This is a genomic window from Paraglaciecola sp. MB-3u-78 (assembly GCF_002835935.1).
Lineage (GTDB): Bacteria > Pseudomonadota > Gammaproteobacteria > Enterobacterales > Alteromonadaceae > Paraglaciecola.
On the sequence record NZ_PJCF01000086.1, the window covers coordinates 361,415 to 381,867 of the forward strand.

The 20,453-nt window shown below is 40.1% G+C and carries 16 protein-coding genes, 1 tRNA gene and 2 pseudogenes; 12 read left to right on the plus strand and 7 right to left on the minus strand.

The window, feature by feature from the left end:
• Positions 1 to 10: 10 nt before the first annotated feature.
• The 3 genes from CXF95_RS27940 to rsgA form a co-directional block, all read right to left on the minus strand.
• Complete coding sequence (locus CXF95_RS27940; protein WP_198556733.1) at positions 11 to 877, minus strand: DMT family transporter; 867 nt, start codon at positions 875 to 877, stop codon at positions 11 to 13.
• A gap of 3 nt (positions 878 to 880) precedes the next feature.
• On the minus strand, positions 881 to 1,741 hold the full coding sequence (gene asd, locus CXF95_RS27945) for an archaetidylserine decarboxylase (protein ID WP_101201667.1): 861 nt from the start codon (positions 1,739 to 1,741) through the stop codon (positions 881 to 883).
• Positions 1,742 to 1,877: 136 nt separating this feature from the next.
• Positions 1,878 to 2,912, minus strand: a complete 1,035-nt coding sequence (rsgA, locus tag CXF95_RS27950; protein WP_101201668.1) for a small ribosomal subunit biogenesis GTPase RsgA — start codon at positions 2,910 to 2,912, stop codon at positions 1,878 to 1,880.
• Positions 2,913 to 3,029: 117 nt separating this feature from the next.
• Between rsgA and orn the strand changes: the two genes are divergently transcribed.
• The 9 genes and pseudogenes from orn to CXF95_RS27995 all read left to right on the plus strand — a co-directional run bounded on the left by orn (position 3,030) and on the right by CXF95_RS27995 (position 13,325).
• On the plus strand, positions 3,030 to 3,575 hold the full coding sequence (orn, locus tag CXF95_RS27955; RefSeq protein ID WP_101201669.1) for an oligoribonuclease: 546 nt from the start codon (positions 3,030 to 3,032) through the stop codon (positions 3,573 to 3,575).
• Between the two features lie 430 nt (positions 3,576 to 4,005).
• Positions 4,006 to 4,080: transfer RNA gene (locus CXF95_RS27960), tRNA-Gly, on the plus strand.
• A 664-nt stretch (positions 4,081 to 4,744) separates the two neighbouring features.
• The gene (locus CXF95_RS27965) at positions 4,745 to 7,207 is read left to right on the plus strand and encodes a TonB-dependent receptor (protein ID WP_101201670.1); all 2,463 of its coding nucleotides are present in this window, start codon (positions 4,745 to 4,747) and stop codon (positions 7,205 to 7,207) included.
• Positions 7,208 to 7,272: 65 nt separating this feature from the next.
• Positions 7,273 to 8,841 carry a sulfotransferase gene (locus CXF95_RS27970; protein ID WP_101201671.1) on the plus strand — a complete coding sequence of 523 codons (1,569 nt, stop codon included), beginning with the start codon at positions 7,273 to 7,275 and terminating at the stop codon, positions 8,839 to 8,841.
• 83 nt (positions 8,842 to 8,924) lie between these two features.
• A pseudogene (locus tag CXF95_RS27975) lies at positions 8,925 to 9,307 on the plus strand (DUF4442 domain-containing protein).
• 239 nt (positions 9,308 to 9,546) lie between these two features.
• Positions 9,547 to 9,936: a DUF413 domain-containing protein gene (gene maoP, locus CXF95_RS27980; protein ID WP_101201714.1), complete on the plus strand. Its 390-nt coding sequence runs from the start codon at positions 9,547 to 9,549 to the stop codon at positions 9,934 to 9,936.
• Between the two features lie 191 nt (positions 9,937 to 10,127).
• Positions 10,128 to 11,846 carry an acetolactate synthase 3 large subunit gene (locus CXF95_RS27985; RefSeq protein ID WP_101201672.1) on the plus strand — a complete coding sequence of 573 codons (1,719 nt, stop codon included), beginning with the start codon at positions 10,128 to 10,130 and terminating at the stop codon, positions 11,844 to 11,846.
• The gene (ilvN, locus tag CXF95_RS27990) at positions 11,846 to 12,343 is read left to right on the plus strand and encodes an acetolactate synthase small subunit (protein ID WP_101201673.1); all 498 of its coding nucleotides are present in this window, start codon (positions 11,846 to 11,848) and stop codon (positions 12,341 to 12,343) included. The genes CXF95_RS27985 and ilvN overlap by 1 nt, the downstream gene beginning before the upstream one ends.
• A 388-nt stretch (positions 12,344 to 12,731) precedes the next feature.
• Entirely contained in the window at positions 12,732 to 13,325 is a 594-nt protein-coding gene (locus CXF95_RS27995) for a hypothetical protein (RefSeq protein WP_101201674.1), read from the plus strand.
• 122 nt (positions 13,326 to 13,447) lie between these two features.
• Here the strand turns inward: CXF95_RS27995 and CXF95_RS28000 are convergent, their stop codons facing one another.
• Both CXF95_RS28000 and CXF95_RS31280 read right to left on the minus strand, forming a co-directional pair.
• Complete coding sequence (locus tag CXF95_RS28000) at positions 13,448 to 14,023, minus strand: thymidine kinase (RefSeq protein ID WP_101201675.1); 576 nt, start codon at positions 14,021 to 14,023, stop codon at positions 13,448 to 13,450.
• An 84-nt stretch (positions 14,024 to 14,107) separates the two neighbouring features.
• Positions 14,108 to 14,427 (minus strand): annotated as a pseudogene (locus tag CXF95_RS31280) (EAL domain-containing protein); the annotation flags it as partial.
• A 273-nt stretch (positions 14,428 to 14,700) separates the two neighbouring features.
• On the opposite strand from CXF95_RS31280, the gene CXF95_RS28010 reads away from it, so the two are divergent.
• Entirely contained in the window at positions 14,701 to 14,958 is a 258-nt protein-coding gene (locus tag CXF95_RS28010; protein ID WP_101201676.1) for a DUF3081 domain-containing protein, read from the plus strand.
• A gap of 84 nt (positions 14,959 to 15,042) precedes the next feature.
• Here CXF95_RS28010 and CXF95_RS28015 read toward each other — a convergent pair whose 3' ends face one another.
• The gene (locus CXF95_RS28015) at positions 15,043 to 15,549 is read right to left on the minus strand and encodes a DUF3087 domain-containing protein (protein ID WP_101201677.1); all 507 of its coding nucleotides are present in this window, start codon (positions 15,547 to 15,549) and stop codon (positions 15,043 to 15,045) included.
• A gap of 10 nt (positions 15,550 to 15,559) precedes the next feature.
• Positions 15,560 to 18,721 (minus strand): response regulator, encoded by a 3,162-nt coding sequence (locus CXF95_RS28020; RefSeq protein WP_101201678.1) that lies wholly within the window; start codon positions 18,719 to 18,721, stop codon positions 15,560 to 15,562.
• 133 nt (positions 18,722 to 18,854) lie between these two features.
• On the opposite strand from CXF95_RS28020, the gene lpxL reads away from it, so the two are divergent.
• Both lpxL and CXF95_RS28030 read left to right on the plus strand, forming a co-directional pair.
• Positions 18,855 to 19,787, plus strand: coding sequence for an LpxL/LpxP family Kdo(2)-lipid IV(A) lauroyl/palmitoleoyl acyltransferase (gene lpxL, locus CXF95_RS28025; RefSeq protein ID WP_101201679.1), 933 nt, complete (start codon positions 18,855 to 18,857; stop codon positions 19,785 to 19,787).
• Between the two features lie 37 nt (positions 19,788 to 19,824).
• Positions 19,825 to 20,445 (plus strand): toxin co-regulated pilus biosynthesis Q family protein, encoded by a 621-nt coding sequence (locus CXF95_RS28030; protein WP_232788081.1) that lies wholly within the window; start codon positions 19,825 to 19,827, stop codon positions 20,443 to 20,445.
• Positions 20,446 to 20,453: the final 8 nt, after the last annotated feature.

Genomic DNA, 20,453 nt, shown 5'->3' on the forward strand with positions numbered 1-20,453 from the left:
TCTCTAGCCATTATTTACTGTGAAGTTTTTGGGCGTTAATGGTTTCATAAATGGCTGCTGAAATCACTAATAAGCCACCGACTAAGGTTTGCCATCTAGGCTGTTCATCTAATACCAATATCGCCAAGGTTACACCATAGAGCGGTTGCATACAGGCGATCAATGAGAATGTTTTGGCACGTAAATGTTTCAGGCTTGCAGCAATTAATGCATGAGGGACGGCCGTTAAAAATATACCTAGTATAACCAGCCCGATGTAGGTTTCTTGGCTGGCCTTAAATAACTCATCACTTGAAAAAAAGCTAAGGGAGATAAAAATCACCAAGGTTTGATAGGCCATGGCGTGAGCACCAGAGTAGTGAGAAAAGTGCTTTCGATGTACTAAGTTTCTAAAAGAATACAAAACGGCTGAACATACACCAATCAACACACCTTGCGTGATTTCGTTTTCTAAAGAAATTTCTGGCACTATCAGGAAAATACCAAATAGCACAACAATAGCGCTGACTAAATCTTGCCAGACTAAACGTATTCCCTCAAAAAAAGGTTCTAAAAGGACTGTCATTACGGGGAATGTGAATAGAGCAATCATGCCTACAGATACCGATGAATACTGCATAGCAGCAAAATAACTAACCCAATGTGCTGCCATCAGTAGACCTAAAAACAAGGCAACAAAATAGTCTTTTTTACAGTTTAAAAATATTGGTTTTCCAAATATTTTAACGATGCCAAACAACATGATGCAGGCAATCGCTGAACGGCCAAATGTAATATCTACCGCTGATAAGGGCAGAAGTTTAGAGAATAATGCTGTGGCCCCTAGCAAAATCATAGTGACGTGTAAAGACCATAGGCTTTTCTTAACGGGATCCACGGGTTACTTCGTTATGTTTGCGAAAACGTCACCGAGACGCGTAACATCTCCTGCACTTAGATCAGCAAATTCTATCATGTCAGCTTCGAAGCAAGCCACTATGGTTGAGCCGAGCTTAAACAAACCCATCTCGTCACCTTTTTTAATAAATACAGAATTGTCGCCTTGGATAGGGTACTGCCAATGCTGCACATTTTTGCCGGCTGGAGGTGACACTGTACCTGCCCATTTTGTTTCAATGCTGGCCACAATAGTCGCGCCTACCAAGACCATGGCCATTTTACCTATTTCAGTATCAAAAATAGCCACTACTCGTTCGTTTCTAGCAAATAATCCGGGTACACGTTCTGCGGTAAGAGGGCTAACAGAAAACAGCTCACCAGGTACATAAATCATATCGGTAAGCTGACCATCTATCGGCATGTGAATACGGTGATAATCTTTTGGAGAAAGATAAATTGTGGCAAATTTGCCATCTAAAAATGGTTTTGCAAGTTCAGGTTTACCACCTAGCAAAGTGGTTAAACTGTAGTTATGGCCTTTAGCTTGGAAAATGGCATCGTGTTCAATATCGCCTAGTTGACTTACTGCACCATCGACAGGTAACGCGAGTTGTTTTACATCTTGGCAAATCGATCTAGCGTCGGCTTTCAGTTGCCGAGTGAAAAATGCATTAAATGATGAATAGGACTCAGGATCCGAGTCGAGTGCTTCAGACATATCTACTTTATATTGCTTAATAAAGAATTTAATCATGGCTGTAGTCACAGCTCCAGCTTGCGCTGCAGCTAGTGTGCCCACCAAACGAGATAACAGATGTTTTGGGGTGATATATTGCACTGCAATTTTTAACGAATCAAACAAAGTAGCTTTCCTAATAATCTAACTTTACCACCAAGAATTGTACCGTAATAATCTTAGTAGTTTGCTCTAAACTAAGTCTAATAGGCTATATGCTAGTAGATTTTGAAGGCGAAATTTATGCTTAAATTGAGGGACATCACACCTTTGTATGTGCTGGGCGTAGCTCGTCCATATTCAACAATATTTTATGATAACTTTGATAACGTTGTGGGCTTATTTTACCGTCTTCAACTGCCGCTTTAATTAGGCAACCAGGATCATTACCATGCTTACAATCTCGAAATTTACAGCCACCTAAATAGTCTCTGAATTCCCTAAACCCATTCGTCAGCCTTTCTACAGGCAGATGCCATAAGGCAAATTCACGTACCCCAGGGGAATCAATCAAATCACCGCCAGCAGGAAAGTGCAGTAGTTTTGCTGTGGTAGTGGTGTGCTGGCCTAGCCCTGAATTGTTGGATATGTCGCCAATGATTTCGTCTGCTTCGGGTAATAACTCATTAATTAGACTTGATTTTCCTACGCCTGACTGGCCAACAAATACACTGACCTTATCTTTTAAGCATATCGCAAGTTCATCAAGGCCAGTCATTGTTTTACAACTGGTATAGACAATCTGGTAGCCAATATCGCGATAAATATTAAGCTGAGTTTCTACTTCATCAAGTTGTTGTGAGTCAAGTAATTCGACTTTGTTTAATAATATTACGGGCGTAATTTCCACGTCTTCTGCAGCAACTAAATATCTGTCGATAATATTCAGAGACAAACTAGGTAAAACCGAACTGACGATGATTATCTGATCGATGTTAGCCGCAACAGGTTTCACCCCATCATAAAAATCTGGGCGAGTGAGAACGGATTTCCTATCTTGGACAATTTCAATGATACCGCTGATAGTTAAAGACTGATCTTTTCCCGGTCTAAACAACACGTCGTCGCCACACACCACACTATTAATGGTACGTCGCATATGACATCTGTGTACAACGCCAGCATGGTCTTCAACATCTGCATGTTTACCAAATCGGCCAATTACTCGTCCACTTTGTTGTTCAGCAAACTGATTATCTTCAATCTCGTTAGATTTGACACCGCTTGAAATACGCTTTGAGCGGTTTACTGAGACTTGTCGTTTCTGCCTGTCTGTTAACTTTGGTTTTTTAGCCACGTTTTATCTTTGCTGTAATTAATACTATTTCTAGTATCATATTAACGTTTGAAGCGGTGGATACCAAATTATTAATGTATTTGATGTTCCCACGATAATTTTCATCTAGGAGTCTGTATGTCAGTAAATAACGAAAATTTAGTTTGGATCGATATGGAAATGACAGGGCTAGAGCCCGAGACCGATGTGGTTTTGGAAATTGCTACCATAGTGACGGATAAGGATCTTAATATATTGGCTGAAGGGCCAGTGTTAGCCATTTATCAGTCAGATGATGTACTCAATGGTATGGATCAATGGTGCACAGATACCCATGGTAAATCAGGTCTTACCAAACGCTGTCGCGATAGTGATGTCACCGAACAACAAGCTGTTGAACAAACCATCTTATTTTTGCAAGGTTTTGTACCTAAGGGCATATCTCCATTATGTGGCAACACAATAGGCCAAGATCGCCGCTTTTTAGTCAAGTACATGTCTGAGCTTGAAGCATACTTTCATTACAGAAATATTGATGTCAGTACAATTAAAGAGCTAGTTCGACGGTGGAAACCTGAATTACTTGATGGTTTTCACAAAAAAGGTGTGCATCTAGCGCTGGATGATATTCGGGAGTCTATCGCCGAAATGGTTTATTACCGCCAACATGTATTCACTATTTAATTTCACGTATGAATATTTGTTCGCTATTCCATCAATATGCCGTGATTAGCAAAAAATATCATAAAACTTGGCTTTAGTGCTTGCATTGAAGTCTTATTTTTGTAGAATGCGCCTCCGCTTTAGGCAACCACAGCTTAGAGCGAGAACATCATTATGCGGGACAAAATTGTCTGGAACAATTTTGAACATCTGCAAGATGGCCGTAAGGTTGGAGGCAGGACGCCTCAAATACAAAATTATCTGGAACAATTTTGAACATCTGCAAGATGGCCTGTAAGGTTGGAGGCAGGACGCCTCAAATACAAAATTGTCTGGAACAATTTTGAACATCTGCAAGATGGCCTGTAAGGCAAAATATAGGACATATTTTGTAGTAGCTCAGGGACTGGGCAATGACCATAGAAAGTGTACGTAAGTACAATATCATTATGCGGGAATAGCTCAGTGGTAGAGCACAACCTTGCCAAGGTTGGGGTCGCGAGTTCGAATCTCGTTTCCCGCTCCAAATTCAAAGTGTCAATGTTTTAAGATGATCCATTACCGTCCAAGCGACCCCAAGGGTACACGACAACGCGGTTGGCGCAACGCAGTTGGCGGTTACAAATCTCGTTTCCCGCTCCAATGTTTACATTTAGTAAAAGTTTAATTCAATGTATACCGTTTAAGCGACCCCAAAGGTTACACGACAACGCGGTTGACGGTTACGGCTCTCCTTTCCTGCTCCAAATTTACTCTTCAAGTAAAAATATCAATTAATTTTCAGATCTTCCTAATATGCCTGTTCAATAATTGGATATTTAGCAGTTTTATTTCATTTTCATACATTATTTTCACTTTGAATAAATATTCATCCTATTTTTGCTTCATAATCGGGATGAATTGTACCTTTTCATTAATTATCTAGTAATCAACTGACATACCGCCAAATAATTTTATTTATGGTCACTCAATGCGGCCCAAGATAGTGCGCTGCTGCACTGGAAGATCCCACTTTTAGTTGATATCCGCATATAAAGTGAATATCTATTCGTTTTGTAGGCCTAAACTGCATTTAATTCATATATTTAGTCCTTGTACTTGGTGTGATTTTTGCTGACTATTGGCAGAGGAGAGTATTTATTCAGGGAAAACATTTATCAAAATATAAAATATAAAATGAGGAAACACCTATGACTACGCACAAGAAAAACCTGTTTACTTACTCTGCATTGGCAATAGCGGTATCGTCTTCGTTGATACCCGCACAGGCGATTGCTCAAAGCACCGAAAACCAAATTGAAAAAATTGAAATAACTGCGACTCGGCGCACAGGTAGTGTTCAAGATGCACCTTTGAACATCACGGCCTTGACCTCAGATACATTAGCCGAGCAAAATATTGGTGACCTTGACGATGTGGCCCGCTGGGTGCCGGGCTTGACGGTCACCGACCAAGGTGGGCGAAGTGATTCGCCGATCGTTGTGCGTGGCCTTAATACAAATTCCTCGGGACCAGGCTCTGATGGCGGCACGGTTGCTACCTACGTAGGCGAGATCCCCCTGTTTATTAATATGCGTTTGAATGATATCCAACGTGTTGAAGTCTTGATTGGTCCGCAAGGTACTTTGTATGGGGCAGGTACCCTGGGTGGCGCAATAAGATATATTCCTAATAAGGTCGAGTTAGATATCACAGAAGGTAGGATTTACGGAGATGTATTTTCCCTTTCCGAGAGTGATAGCATTGGCGGTGAAGGGGGCTTTGTTTTTAACACTCCGATAATTGATGATGTTCTGGGTTTTCGCGCGTCGCTAAATTATCTGAATAACCCCGGCTTTATCGATTACAACTATGTTGTAAGAGAAGGCGGTGTATCCTTGCCTGATCCTGATTGGTCAAATCAGTCAGAGGTAGACGCAAATCTGCGCCGAGTGAAAGATGCCAATGGCGAAGATACCCTAACCGCCAAAGCCGCATTACGCTGGCAACCCAATGATTGGTTTGACGCGACCTTGAGTTATTTGTATCAAAATCAGGAAGTGGAAGGTCGGTCAATTGTACATTATGGTGCTTTAGCAGACAGTAACCCATTGCAAGCTGTCATAGGCCAATATGAATCTGCTTATCGCTACGAAGAGCCGCGGGAAAAAGAGGATACTCTGTTAAGCTTGGAAATAACCGCTGATCTTGGCTTTGCTGAATTGGTTTCTGCTACCGGGAAATCTAGCTTTGACGCTGTTGGTCAGCGCGACCAAACGGATTTGTTAATTCGTCTTGATTATAGTTATGAAGAATTTCCCGCATTCACGGCTTTTACTAGAGAACTAGATAATGCCGATATCCTTACTCAGGAAATCCGTTTAGTGTCTCAAGGGGATTCAGCCCTTAGTTGGATAGTAGGTGCTTTTTATAACAAAATTGAGGGGGATAATGAAAGTCGTGAATTCACTCCAGGTTTTGATGAGTATGCCATTAATGTATGGGGTGTAGAGGGGAATCTTCGTCCTGATTCACTAGAATACTTATCGGTTGGCTTTGACGAAACTACCGAAAAGGCACTGTTCGGTGAAATCAGCTACGCCATTAGCGATGATTGGGATGTTACGGTTGGCTTGCGTCGTTACGAATATGACGTCACTTCTACCTCTGCAATTGATCTGCCTTTGTTCTACTCCGTTTTCGATGGAAGAGCTTCTGACTCAATTGAGTTAGACTTTTCTACAGAAGAAGCAGGTGAATCGGGAAATTTGTTTAAATTCAATACCAGTTATCAATTCACTCGTGATGTTATGGGCTATTTTACTGTCAGCGAAGGCTTTCGTATAGGGGGGGCCAACGGTGTAGCAGCTTGTCCTGCTAATATTGATGAAATTGAAAACCAGATTGTATGTGCTTTGCCTAACGAAATTATTTATAAGGCAGACACGACCACAAACTATGAATTGGGTTTCAAAAGTACTTGGATGAAGAATAAAGTACATTTTAATGCTGCATTATTCAATGTCGATTGGGATAATGCCCAGGTCAGTGGTGCAACCGTAAATGGACAGCAACCCATTACTGCTAACGCAGACGGTGCTAACAGTCGCGGGGTAGAAATTTCTACGAGAGCTATTTTGTCCGATGACTTGACTGCCTATGCTACCTACGCTTATACGCAAGCAGAATTAACCGCGGATGCCCCGTTTTTGTTCCAGGTGGTAGACGAGCAAGGTACAGAAATTCAAGATTTTTATGATGGTAAAGATGGAGATAGATTACCAGGCTCTGCTGAAAGTCAGTTTTCTTTTGGATTAAAATATACCCAGGAAGTTTTGGACGGGAAGTTACTAGACCTAGTCTATGGTCTGACTGCACAGAGCGATGTGTATACTAAAGTGGGATTGCGAGCCGACGGTGAAGCGCTTCCTGGTTATGCTTTGAGTAACATGAGCGCGAGAATTTCAGATGATGACTGGGCGGTGACCTTATATGTTGACAACTTGTTCGACAAATACGCCTTTTCATCTACTCGTCGTGACACAGGTGATATCGGTCTGGCGCGTTTTTCAGAAATGAACTCTAATGGTGAGCAGTTAATGCGTAACTACGGTCATTTCCTGATCCAACCACGCAAGATTGGTTTGAAGTTTACATACAATTTTTCAATGTAACTTTTCTTCCACTATTAAAGAATAAGGGCACGTTATGTGCCCTTTATTTTAGGTGTTAATTTTTTATGACTGAACTTAGCCAGCTACATCAACTAGCTCAACAATCCATCAACCAAAGGGATTATTTAAAGGCACATGCATATTGTGTGGAGCTTATTAAGCGGCAAGGGGACCACGCTGACGCTTATTTTTTATTGGGTATCATTAATGCAGAGTTGGGGCAATTTAATAAAGCGATCCAACTCATTGAGAAGGCTATTTCCCTAGACTCTCAGCTCGAATATCATGCCCATTTAGCACGGTGTCATTCAATCGTCGGTAATGTGGCTGCTGCCTTGGACGCAATAAAATACGTGGCCGTAGAGAAAATAAATAGGCCGCTTACCCTCGACACAGTGGGGGTTTCATTAAGCCGGATAGGCTTACATAAACAAGCCTTAAGCTACTTTCAAAAGGCGCTAAGCCTTGATAAGGCAAACCCGTCCTTCTATTACAACTATGCCGTATCGAGTAAATTTGACGGCCAGTTTACGCAGGCAAGAGAGGCCTTTGAGCGAGCGATCTCTTTGAAAACCGACTATCATCAAGCTCACTTTGCCCTCTCTGATTTGGGGGGTGTTAATCAAGACCATAATCATGTTGAACGACTCCAGGGGCTTTTTAAAACGAGTTTGGCGCCGGATGCTGCATTACATATAGGTCACGCTTTAGCTAAAGAATATGAAGGTTTAGGGCAGTACAACAAGGCATTTCAAACTTTGGCAGAGGTAAAGCGGGAAAAGTTAAGTAGCATCGATTATCACTTTTCCCAAGACAAAGTTCTGTTTGATTGCCTGCGAAAGAACAAGTTAGATGACTCGCCGCATCCGCCCGGCTTTACTTCTGACAAGCCCATTTTTGTGATCGGCATGCCCCGCTCAGGAACCACTCTAGTTGAGCGGATCATCAGTAGTCATAGTGATGTAACATCTTGTGGAGAATTGCAGGACTTTGGCGTGGCCGTTAAGGAATTAACAAAAACATCCTCACAGAAGGTATTGGATGTTGAAACACTTCAAGCAGCACAGACACTAGACTTTAGCGCCTTAGGCCAGCGTTACATTGAACGAACTCAAGCGGTTTCGGGAAACTCTAAACACTTTGTGGACAAGCTACCATTTAACTTTTTCTATATAAGTTTGATCCGCCGGGCTTTACCCAACGCCAAGATTATCTGTTTACTACGCAATCCTATGGATACCTGCGTGGGTAACTTCAGACAATTATTCTCGATCAACAGTCCATACTTCTCATATGCTTATGACTTGATGAATATTGGTCATTTTTACCAGGAATTCTATCGCCTTGCCCACTCTTGGAGCGATATCAATGAATATAATTTCAAGTTGCTTAACTATGAGCAATTGGTAGCCGAACCAGAGAAGGAAATTCGAGGCTTGATTGACTTTTGTGGTTTGGACTGGCAAGCGCAGTGTTTGCACGCAGAGCAAAATAAAGCACCCGTATCGACAGCCAGTAAGGTGCAGGTAAGGGAGCCGATCAATGCCAAATCTATTGGTCGCTGGAGGCAGTTTAAGCCCTTTACAGACGAATTAGAACAGTACTTCGAATCGCAAAACATTCCTATTTCTTAAAATCCATCAAGAAAATAGTTCGTAAGTGCTGTTACTTATTGGCAGACTCTCTTACTGGTCAAATCAGATTGAGTGTGCATCATATTCGTAAAAATCCCATTCGAAAGTTTGTTGATAAAGTTAACCAGTATCCTGGCTGGTTAGCTCTTTTTTAATGATCTAGGTGTTCCGTTACAAAGTCAAACTTGCGGCTAATATGGCGTTGTTGGCTGAGTCATGTACTGGTTTTATTGTTGGGATTAATTTGCCAGGAGATAAATTGCCTTTGATTAAACGTATGGACTTACATTATGTCAAACGTGCGACAGGTGACATGACGGCTGTAGCTAGCTTAACAGACGAACAAATTGCCTTGATGCAAACAGCAGAAAAAGGTGAGGTGAGCGTCAAAGTTCAAGTCACCGATGCCACAGGCATCGAGCCGGTAGAATGTGAAATGATTTGGGCATGGGTGCCTAAAAGATAACATTAGTTAAATCTTAGCTTATATGTGATTTATAAAGGTTTGTATTAGCTTTAAGACTCATTAGTAATATTCAGCATGTGAATTGTAAAATTCATACAAAAACAGTTGACAGATTTTTGTTTTAAATTATAAAGCAAGTTAATTAAGACGTTAACGCTAGCGTATTTATCTTTTCAGATAACGTCTTTATTAAACCAATGATCATTAATCTTGTTAACTTATTTTTTATGGGTGTTGTGATGGCAAAACTTAGCAGAGATTCCTTAGTCAATCGTATGTTCAGCGATGCGAAAAATTATCCTTACGGTTTTTCTCGTTCTGGAGATTTTTCTATCAACGAAAGTAAAGCTTTAACTCAATATGGTTGCTTGATTGCAGCTTTAGTCGATGGCCAGATTCAATCCCAAAGTAGTGAGGATGATGGATTGTTGGCTGCCGCTTTTGGTAATAAAGAGCCTGAAGGATTGGCAGAAAAAGCGTGGGTTAAATATCAAAAACAAATTAACCGCACTAGACCGGGAAGTGTGTATGGTAACCATCGTCCAACAATTGCTGAGGTTGTGGATGATGAGGACGATACAGTGACGATTGAACAAGATGATATTGAAGTTGAAATCGAAGATGAATAGATAACTTGTTAATAAAATGTAATTTCATCCTAATATTCTGTATATAAATACTCTTCATTAGTAGTTTCATCCTAATATATGTCTATATTAGGATGAATGTCTCACTTTTGTCTGTTTTCATGTTTAAATTTTCTAATCGCTCACGTATAGTGCCCGTTCATTTAAAATTATATATTTCTGGAGTGATTCTGATGGAGATGATGTCAGGCGCCGCAATGGTTGTGCGAACGCTAAAAGATATAGGGGTAAAACATGTGTTCGGTTATCCAGGTGGTGCCGTACTTGATATTTATGATGCGTTATATGCGCAAGAAGATGTCGAACATATCCTCGTCCGTCATGAACAAGCTGCAGCCCATATGGCGGATGGTTACGCCAGATCAACGGGGAAAACAGGTACCGTATTAGTCACATCAGGACCAGGTGCAACCAATACATTAACGGGTATTGCTACTGCATTTATGGATTCTATTCCAATGGTGGTGTTGTCGGGTCAAGTGCCTTCGAAGCACATTGGCGAAGACGCATTTCAAGAAACAGACATGGTGGGCTGTTCTAGGCCTATCGTTAAACATAGCTTTCTGGTTAAACGTGCGGTCGATATTCCTGAAGCCATTGCCAAGGCATATTACATTGCTAATACAGGTCGTCCAGGCCCAGTGGTGGTGGATTTACCTAAAGATATAGTGAATGTTTTAGAAGAGCATCCTTACCAATTTCCTGATGATGTCACTATGCGCTCGTATAATCCTACGCTTAAAGGGCATAGCAGACAGATTAAGAAAGCTGTCAAAACCTTGTTAGAAGCAAAACGCCCAATTATCTACGTAGGTGGTGGGGCAATTACTTCTGAAGCCAGTGAGTTAGTCACTGAGATTGCCGAAAAACTCAACGCTCCTGTGACATCGACATTGATGGGGCTAGGTGCCTTTTCATCTGTACACGAGCAGTTCGTAGGCATGTTAGGTATGCACGGTAGACTAGAAGCGAATAAAGCCATGCATAACGCAGATTGTATCTTAGCTTTAGGCGCACGTTTTGATGATCGTGTGACGAATAATGTGGATAAATTTTGTCCCTATGCAAGTATTATTCATGTTGATATTGACCCTGCATCTATTTCTAAAATTATAGGGGCGCATGTTCCTGTAGTGGGTAGCGTTGATGAAGTCGCTAAACAGCTTCTTAAAGAGATGGGTAAAATTGATGCCAAGGCACAAACAGCTAAACTTGCCGATTGGTGGGAGCAGGTCAATCAGTGGCGATCTCGTAAATGTTTAGATTATAAAAAAGATAAAAATTTAATTAAGCCACAAGAAGTGATCGAGTCTTTATACAAACATACTAATGGTGATGCATATATTAGCTCTGACGTAGGGCAGCACCAGATGTTTGCTGCGCTTTATTATCCCTTTGCTAAACCTAGGCGTTGGATTAACTCAGGTGGATTAGGCACCATGGGCTTTGGTTTGCCGGCAGCTATGGGTGTGCAAATGGCGCATCCTGAAGCCGTCTCTGCTGTGGTCACGGGTGACGGTAGTATTCAAATGAATATCCAAGAGCTGGCCACGTGTATGCAGTACAATTTACCTATCAAGATTATATCTTTAAATAACCGAGCTCTAGGCATGGTGCGTCAATGGCAAGATATGAATTACAAAGGTCGCCACTCTAGTTCTTACATGGATGCAATGCCTGACTTTGTTAAATTAGCAGAAGCCTATGGTCATATTGGTATCAAGGTAACTAAGCCAGAAGAGTTAGATGCAGCAATGGCTAAATGTTTTGCTGCCAAAGACAGATTAGTATTTATGGACATCGAAATAGACCAAAACGAGCACGTTTATCCCATGCAAATAAAATTTGGTGCAATGGATGATATGCGATTAAGTAAGACGGAGCGCACATAATGAGAAGAATTATTTCTGTATTAATGGAAAACGCCCCGGGTTCGCTGTCACGTATAGTGGGCGTATTTTCGCAACGTGGATACAATGTCGACTCTTTATGCGTAGCACCAACAGATGACAAGAGTTTGTCACGTTTGACTATTGTTACTCATGGCGATGATAAAGTTATTGAGCAGATCACCAAACAAGTCAACAAATTGATTGATGTGTTAAAAGTGACTGATTTGTCTGATGGCCATCATGTTGAACGAGAGTTGATGTTGGTGAAAGTCGCCACCCGAAGTGATCTGGTTCGTGCAGAGGTTAAACGTAATGTTGATATATTTAGGGCACAAATTGTTGACGTAGATGCGAATAACTACACAATCCAGGTGACAGGTACCAGTGATAAGTTAGATGCTTTCGCACATACAATGAGTCAAAGCACAGAGATTATCGAAGCCTCAAGAACGGGGGTTTGTGGATTAGCCAGAGGTGAAAAAGCACTTCGTCCTTAGACAGGATTATTATTTTATGAAAACAAAAAAAGTCCTCATGGGCTTTTTTTGTGAATAACTTTCAGTACTGCATCTCATATCGCCAGTCAGAACAATAATTAAAACCAACTGTAATGAAAAACCTTTATTTGTAATTAAATTACACTTTGTTTATATCTATTTAGCATATAAAAATATAATAAGGGAATAATTAAATATTATAAAGATAATTAAAACAATAGCTTGTGTGATTTTCTTTTGTGTTTTAATGCCGTTTACAATTTATTAATCAAATGTTCTCACAAAAAAAACAATGTTTTTTTGTAATTTAATTACAATTCATATCATCAGGTTGAGGCAATAAACTCACCTACCGTTTTGAAACAAGTTAAATTACTGAGGTGTTATTATGAAAAAGTTACTATTAACTGCAGTTTGTACCGCGACATTGTCATTCAACGCAAGTGCATCATTAAAGAGTGCGAACAACTTTAAATTTGTGGGTGACACGCAATACGCTGAACTTTGCCAAGCTGCTGCTACCAACGATTTAGATTTATTTAAAAAGAACGTTAAGCAACACGGTTTTCGTTTAAGTACTAGCAAAGATAAAATGATATCCCTTTTAGCGAATGGTGAGCATTTCCAATGTGCAGGCCAAAATTTAGTGGCGTTTTCTACCTCGCGTGGCTCTCATGATGTTGCTGATTATTTAACGGGTAATGAAGCAACTGTTGAAACAGCATCAACCAGCAAATATAAATTTGTAGGTGACAGAAACTTTAAAAACTTCTGCAAATCTGCAGTAACAAATAACGTTGGTTTGTTTAAACGCGCAGTTAGCAGTCAAATCGGTCGCTTAGGCTTTTCTAAGCAAGAAGTGATAGAAAAAGTACTTGATGCCGACAATGTGACATGTGCCGGAGAAAGCTTAAGTGAATTCTTTCAGTCGCGAGAAGCAACTAACGTGATGAGCTACATCTCAGAAAAATCTGCAAAATAAAAAATATTGATAAAAAGTTAAGTGTTATAAAAAAAGCAAACAGTGAATTTCTATTAAGCTCAAGGCTGTTTATAGGCTCAAGGCTGTTTGCTTTTTTTTACATCTAAAATGATGAGGTAGATTTACCAAACAAGCTCTGCAAAGTGTTGTCTGCACATCGATTCGTATTTATCATTTCCGCCCACTTCTACTTGTTCGCCTTCTTTTACCACTTGTCCATTTTCATCTATTCTGACCACAAATGCAGCTTTTCGCCCGCAATGGCAGATGGTTTTCAACTCTATCAGTTTGTCAGCCCATGCTAAAAGGTAGCGGCTACCCTCAAAGGTTTCTGCTAAAAAGTCTGTTCGTAGGCCATATGCCAATACAGGAATGTTGAGGTTGTCGACCACATAAATCAATTGTTTTACTTGTTGCTTAGTTAAAAATTGCGCTTCATCAATAAACAGACAATTAACCTTTTTTTCGGCCACTAGCGCTTCTATAGCAGATTGCATGTCGGTTTCAGGAGTAAACAGGTGTGCTGCCGATTCAAGACCTATTCTGGAAGCTACTTTGCCTTCACCATACCTATTGTCTAATGCAGCAGTAAAAATTTCAGCATTCATGCCTCTTTCGGCATAATTGTAAGCTGACTGCAGCAAAGAAGTAGATTTGCCTGCGTTCATCGCCGAATAATAGAAGTAAAGTTGCGCCATGGATAAGTTATCTCATTACAAAAAGGGGTATTTTGCCCTGATTAGTGACAAATTAAAATCACCTATAGAAAGTTACATACAGGTTTAAGAAAAAATACTAGTGATGGGGTTTTGCCAAACGATTAAGTCTTCGTCTTACAATTTAATTCGCGGGCTATAAATAGTGTAGCTCAAATAATAGCTTCCCCTTTTCCTTCAATGTTATCCACAAAAGGCTTGTCTATTTTTACGTAGTTAACTGGTAAAGATTGAAGCAGCGACAAGGAAGAATAGCCCGTGCCAAAGTCGTCTGTTGATACGCCAATGTTTCGGGCTTGAATCTGCTCCAACTGCTGGCGGATTTTGGCTTTGTTTTCAACAAAGGTCGACTCTGTTACTTCTAAATGTAATCTTTCAGGTGCCACTGCGCGCCACGAAGGCAGTAATCTAATAATCTATTATCATAAAATAATTTAGCAGCGTCTAAGTAAGAGGCCTTTTGGGTAGCGGTGTTGGTTTTAATATAAAAATACCTTAAGAAATTCAACCCAGACATGACAACACTTAAGATATAAAATTTTATACGTCATTGGTATCATTAAAGTCAGTTTAATGATAATGCTAAGTTAATTTACATAATGGGCTTAACAACGCAATTTTACGTAATATTATGTAATAATTTACTTTGGAGTAGAACGTTGAAAAATGACATCGACAGCAAATTTATATTAAGCGTATTTGATAAAATTATTCAGCATGGTGAAAAGAAAGGTGAAGAACATTTTCTGATGGGTATTAAAGTGTATACCGATTTTGATGGTTACACGTTGTTCGTTGAAGATGCGCAGGTACAATTAAATTTCGGTTTTCACAATCAGTACCATTTCAACTATGAAAAAGAAGAACATTGCGAAAAATTTATTAAAAAGCTTAAAGCCATTGACGAAGAGTACTAAGCTGCAGTGTAGCTGATTTTCTTAGTACTCATATTTGCGTTAGGTTTGGCTATATCTGATTAGCAATCTAACTTTTTATTAGGTTTAAAATTGCTTCAAAATAGCTGCATCGTAATCATCTGCATTTAAGGTTAAATGATAGCTTGCGGCTGTATTATCAAGCTCTGCTTGTTGAGTAATCAACTCATCCATAACAATGGTGTTATCGTCGAGTGTCCATAATAAGCGTGATCCTGCGTAACTATAATGAATCGCCAATAACGCATCTGCATTGCCTTTGAGACTAGCAGCTTTAAGCTTAGGCATTTTGCGATTTATTTTATTAAGCGTTTGTTTTAACTCCCATACGTACACTACTTCGGTCATAAAGTCGTGACTTCGGTATTTATTGAGTAACCAAGCAATCGTCACACTGGCAGTCACAACACCTAATAAGTTCCAATTAAAGTGACTACCGCTTGGATCGGGAAATAAACCGATAAGCGTTTGTGAAATAGCTAAACTACCGATTATCAAGCCGCAGATACAGCCCGCTATGACAAGGTTTAAATGCCGCCGATAACGGGTTTTATTAATTTCAATGATTCTCATCCAACCCACCTTAACGTCGCTTTTCAATAAACACCCACTTGTATAACATTTTAGCTAATTGTTCCGATAAGATGGGTTTGGTTAAATAGTCGTTCATTCCCGCTTCAAAGCATTTAACATCATCACCTTTCATTGCATTCGCTGTTGAGGCAATGATAAGAATGTTCTCATCAAACTGCCCATCTTTGTTTGCTCGAATGTGCTTAGTCGCATCGTAACCATTCATTATCGGCATTTGGCAGTCCATTAAAATCAAATCAAATGATTCGGTATGGCTCTTAAGCATATTTAAGGCTTCTTGACCATTTTCGGCAAGGTGGCAATGACAATTCAGGTTTTTCAGCATTTCCATAATAACTTGCTGATTAATATAGTTATCTTCGACCACTAAAATGTTGGGTTTTTTCTGAGCATCGGTTTCGGATGGATTAATTCTACGTAATTGCGTTTTATCAGCACTAGACTCTGAATATTGAGGTGCGAGGAGTACTTCAATAAGTGCATCGGGTTTAAGGGGTTTTGAAAGATAACCAGATATTTTGGTAGGGATGCTTTGAACCGTATTAGCCCCCTCTACTTGTGCTGTCATTAAAATGATAAATATATCAGAAAAGCGTGAGTCCGAGCGGATCGCTTTGCTGAGTTCTAGACCATTCATACCCGTTAGTTCTAAGTCAATGAGAACATAATCAATAGGTTGTTCAATGTCTTGGGCTTGTCTCAAAGCCTTGATAGTCTCTGGTGCATTACTCACAGATTGCACTTCGATGCCACTTTGTATTAGAAAATTTTCCACCGACTGGCGCACACTTGCTTTGGAGTCTACAACAAGTAACCTTTTTCCGGATAGGGAGGCAAATATACTTTTAGTTGTTGCGGCAGATGTTTGGTTAGAAGGTTTAAATTTAACAGTACAGCAAAAAGTAGAACCTTTCTGCCAAACACTTTGAAGCGTAATTCCCCCCCCCATCATCTCGCTTAATTGCTTACTGATCGCTAAGCCTAATCCTGTGCCACCGTGCTGGCGAGTGCTGGAACTATCAACTTGCATAAATTTAGAGAAAAGTTTTGCTTGTTTGTCCTCGGGAATGCCGCAGCCGGTATCAATAACCGAAAATTTTAAGCATTCGTCGCTGCTCTCAACTCTTAATATAATCTCGCCTTGCTTTGTAAACTTAATCGCGTTGCCCAGTAAGTTAATCAACACTTGCTTCACTCTGTCTGGATCAATTTTTACCCATCGAGGCAATGTGGGGGCAATATCCAATACCAGTTCAAGATGTTTGTCTTGAGCACGTGCAGCCATTGAGTCAATTATGTCGCCGAGTAAAGTGTACAAGTTGATATTTTGCGATTCAATCTTGAGTTTGCCCGCCTCAATTTTTGAAAAGTCTAAAATATCATTAATTAAGTGTAGCAATGAATGGCTACTGACTTTGATTAGCTGCGCAAAGTGACGCTGACTATCGTCGAGGTTTGAATTCATCAGTAAATCGTTCATACCCAAAATACCATTTAAAGGTGTACGGATTTCATGACTCATATTGGCTAAAAAATCACTTTTAGCATGACTGGCCTCAATAGCCAGTTCTTCGGCAAGCTTAAGCTGAGTGATATCTTGAAAGGCCCCCTTTAAAGATGTCACAACACCGTGAGTAAACACTGCCGTACCAACAGCGCGGACCCAAATTTCATTGCCTTTGGCTGTGGTCAAAGGCGTTTGGATATCCCATGGTGTGCCGTCTTCTATCGCTAAAGCAATTGCCTGTTGAATAATTGGTCTCGCTTCAGGTGCATAAAAGTTAATCGCGTTTTCTAGATCAACCTCAGAGCCAATAGGTAATTCATGAATGTTGTATACCACATCAGACCATATAACTTGATTATTCTGTAAGTTGAGTTCCCAACCTCCAAGTTTTGCCATGTCACCGCTCCAATTTAAGAGTTCCCGCTCTAATTGACGCTCTTGCTCAAGTTTTTTCATCTCGGTTATGTCATTTTGAATGGCCATAAACCCAATAAGCTGATTTTGCTCATATAACGGCTGACAAATAACTCGCACCCAATAAGTGGTGCCATCTTTGTGGTAATTTAATATGTCTACATCAATATTTTGTTCATTTTTAAGCGCTGTGCTGAACTCGCTAATGGTTTGATGAGCGGTATCTTTACCTTGTAATACAGAGCCTGGCGTCAAACCTTTCACTTCGGTTATGGTGTACCCACTGATCTGGGTAAACATCTTATTAACCCAAGTGATTTTGCCTTGTTGATCGGTTAATACCACTGCATTAAACGATTCTTCAGTCACCTTGGCCAAGACGCGATTTTCTTTTAGACTTTGCTTAAGATTTTCTTCAACCGTAAAGTTCTCGGTTAGATCGTAGTTTACACCGATAATTTTGCCGACTTGCCCGTCGTTATTGATAATTGGATGCCCGTAAGCCTTTATATAGCGAATTTTTTTGTCTGCTGTCATTATTCTAAAAGCGGTATCAAATTTTTTCTTTTTCTCTATGGTTACCTCAATTGTTTCTAACGCTTTCTGTCTATCTTGTGGATGTAACGAGTCTTTCCATTCAGAGACAGTTCCACTAAATGTGCTAGGATCACGGTCATAAAGCAGAAACATCTGCGTGTCCCAAATCAATTGGCCAGTTTTAACGTTTAACTCAAATACACCTATGTGTGCGGCTTCCTTTGCCACTTTAAGACGCTCGTTACTATTGTCTAATTTGTCTTGTGCGCTTTTTAATTTTGACGCCTCATAGAGGGTAGCGATAACTGAATTTTGTAGGCTAATAACAGATGGTTTTAAATCTATAGTGACAAGTAATTCTTGGCCACTTTTATGTAATACGGGTATGAATTTTCCTTCAATTTCAACGTCAACGTCAACCATAGATTGTTCAATGTTTACTTTGAAGAAAGGATTGAGGTATTTTTGGTGCCCTTGATTATATCTTTCGGGAACCAAATCAGCGACACACCTGCTTTTGAATTCTGCTTGGGAATAACCAAACATTTTCACCGCGGCCTGATTGGCATACAGAATGTCGCCCTTTGCAGATATCTCAAGTATGACACTTGAGACTGAATCTAAAATAGTCTGTAATCGGTCAATTTTTTTGACTGCGAGGTCATTTGAAATTGCCGTTCTATTAGATTTCATTACATTACATCTCCAATCTGCTGCGAAAAAGCTTTTTTTTTGTGGTGACGACAATCGATCTTAACACTTTTTTTCATGTTGCCAACTGGCTTTCCGTATTAGACTAAGACTAATGAATGAGTAGGAGATAAATTTGTCAGTAAAAAAAGTAGTCGCCCCAGATTTTGAAATAGAGTTTTTCTTACCCAAATATTGGTTAACTTGGCTCAGTGTTCTGATTCTCTATAGTGTGTCTTGGTTACCTTATCGGGTGCAAAAAAGCATTGGCAAACTATTGGGCAAATTACTCAAAGTGATTGCTAAAAAACGTTATAACGTAGCCAAGCGTAATTTAGAATTGTCTTTTCCGGAACTGAGTCCAGAAAAGCGGCAAACAATGTTAGACGCTAACTTAGATAATGCCGGTATGGCGATCCTTGAGACGGGCATGGGATGGTGGTGGCCAACATGGCGTGTTGCCCAAAAAGCTGAATTTGAGGGTTTTGAGCATATTGAGGCTATTTTAGCCAAAGGCAAAGGTGTGCTTGCTTATGCAATACATAATATGAATCTTGAATTTGCCTGCCGAATCGCCGGTCTTAAGTATCCATCAGTGGTGTTTTACCGAAAACACAACAATAGATTAATGGAATACATTCAATACCATGGTCGCCAACGTAGTAATAAATATATGGTGCACAAGCGAAATGTTAGAGGTTTAATCAGCGCTTTAAACGACGGCGAATTGTGTTTGTATTTGCCGGATCAAGATTACGGACGTTCAAAATGTGAGTTTACGCCACTTTTTGCTGTACCCGAAGTAGCAACCACAACAGGCTCTTTATTATTTGCAAAGCAAGCAAATTGTGAGACCGTTTTTTTGGTTTCGATTAAAACCGCTAAGGGCTACAAAATAATTGCACTACCCGGACTGGAGAATTTTCCTTCAGGTGACGATAAAGATGATGTGACACGTATGAATCAAATGATTGAAAAAATGATTATGATCGCACCAGAACAATATCTTTGGATGCATAAGCGTTTTAAAACCCGACCCAATGTTGATGATCCCTCTCTATATGATTGAAGGCAATAATGAGGCTAACTAATAGTTAGAATGTGTAATGAAAAGATCTAAACAAATGTCTAATTCTATATTTTGGCTAAAGCATGTCATGTTGGCAATTATGATCATTGTTATTGCAGTCATAGTATGGATTATGCAACAACGTAACGAATCGACTGTACGCCCAGAAGGCGACTCCGGCGGAAAAAATATTGCCAGTAATATGAGCGATTTTTATGCTAATTACCGTTTGTCGTCTCGCGTTCCCCGTGAGGAAGAATTAGGAGACTTTGTTATGGGAGTGAAAATCGTTGATAAACCCTTGGGCGAACGTTTGCAGAAAATGGAAAGCCTACAAAAACCCGCATCCGTAAGATGGGTAGGGGAGCACAAACATCGCACATTCAAAGCAGGTAGTACACTTCGAAGTGCCATTACCGATTATGCCCAGTCAGAGGGCATGCAAGTAATTTGGGAGCTTGATCAAGACTTTATTGTTAAACACCCCTTTCAACTTGATGATTCTATTTTGGGCAGTTTAAAAAAGATTGGCAAGGCCATTGATGCTAACTTTGATGGTGAGGTTAAAGCATACATGTGTCCCCGCCAGCGTTCTCTGGTTATCACTTCAAAATCAAACGAGTATTTAGAAAAACAATGTTCAGAAGCGCGTCGATAACGTCCGTT

Coding starts and splice junctions, on each gene's coding strand:
- orn (WP_101201669.1), top strand. CDS start 3,030: ATGTCAGTAAATAACGAAAATTTAGTTTGGATCGATATGGAAATGACA.
- CXF95_RS27965 (WP_101201670.1), top strand. CDS start 4,745: ATGACTACGCACAAGAAAAACCTGTTTACTTACTCTGCATTGGCAATA.
- CXF95_RS27970 (WP_101201671.1), top strand. CDS start 7,273: ATGACTGAACTTAGCCAGCTACATCAACTAGCTCAACAATCCATCAAC.
- maoP (WP_101201714.1), top strand. CDS start 9,547: ATGGCAAAACTTAGCAGAGATTCCTTAGTCAATCGTATGTTCAGCGAT.
- CXF95_RS27985 (WP_101201672.1), top strand. CDS start 10,128: ATGGAGATGATGTCAGGCGCCGCAATGGTTGTGCGAACGCTAAAAGAT.
- ilvN (WP_101201673.1), top strand. CDS start 11,846: ATGAGAAGAATTATTTCTGTATTAATGGAAAACGCCCCGGGTTCGCTG.
- CXF95_RS27995 (WP_101201674.1), top strand. CDS start 12,732: ATGAAAAAGTTACTATTAACTGCAGTTTGTACCGCGACATTGTCATTC.
- CXF95_RS28000 (WP_101201675.1), bottom strand. CDS start 14,023: ATGGCGCAACTTTACTTCTATTATTCGGCGATGAACGCAGGCAAATCT.
- CXF95_RS28015 (WP_101201677.1), bottom strand. CDS start 15,549: ATGAGAATCATTGAAATTAATAAAACCCGTTATCGGCGGCATTTAAAC.
- CXF95_RS28020 (WP_101201678.1), bottom strand. CDS start 18,721: ATGAAATCTAATAGAACGGCAATTTCAAATGACCTCGCAGTCAAAAAA.
- CXF95_RS28030 (WP_232788081.1), top strand. CDS start 19,825: ATGAAAAGATCTAAACAAATGTCTAATTCTATATTTTGGCTAAAGCAT.